At 62.3% G+C, this 350-nt stretch carries 1 pseudogene; it reads right to left on the bottom strand.

Going from position 1 to position 350, the window contains the following annotated elements:
- Window positions 1–350 (bottom strand): annotated as a pseudogene (locus tag CDV44_RS27465) (alpha-D-glucose phosphate-specific phosphoglucomutase); the annotation flags it as partial.

The raw sequence follows: 350 nt of genomic DNA, 5'->3' as shown, positions 1-350 counted from the left end.
CGATCAACTGACTGCCGACCACCGTCTTGCCAATGGCCGCATCGGGTCGCCAGTCGGGGCGATGCTCCAGCAGATACTCGACGGTGACGGCGAAGTAATGATTGGGCGGAAGCAGGCCCGCGCCCGGCGTCACGATACCGTGCCGATCGTGATCGGTGTCGCAGGCGAAGGCGACGTCGAACGCGTCCTTCTGCGCGATCAGCCCCTGCATGGCAAAAGCGGAGGAGGGGTCCATGCGGATGCGACCGTCCCAATCGGCGGTCATGAAGCCGAATGTCGGATCCACGGTCGTGCGGGTTATCGTCAGATTGAGTTGATATCGATCGGCAATCGCCGGCCAATAATGCACG

The organism is Pandoraea sp. PE-S2R-1, assembly GCF_002179865.1.
Taxonomy (GTDB): Bacteria; Pseudomonadota; Gammaproteobacteria; order Burkholderiales; family Burkholderiaceae; genus Pandoraea.
The sequence above is the reverse complement of the archived record's forward strand: the minus strand, read 5'-3'. Positions and strand labels throughout refer to the sequence as shown.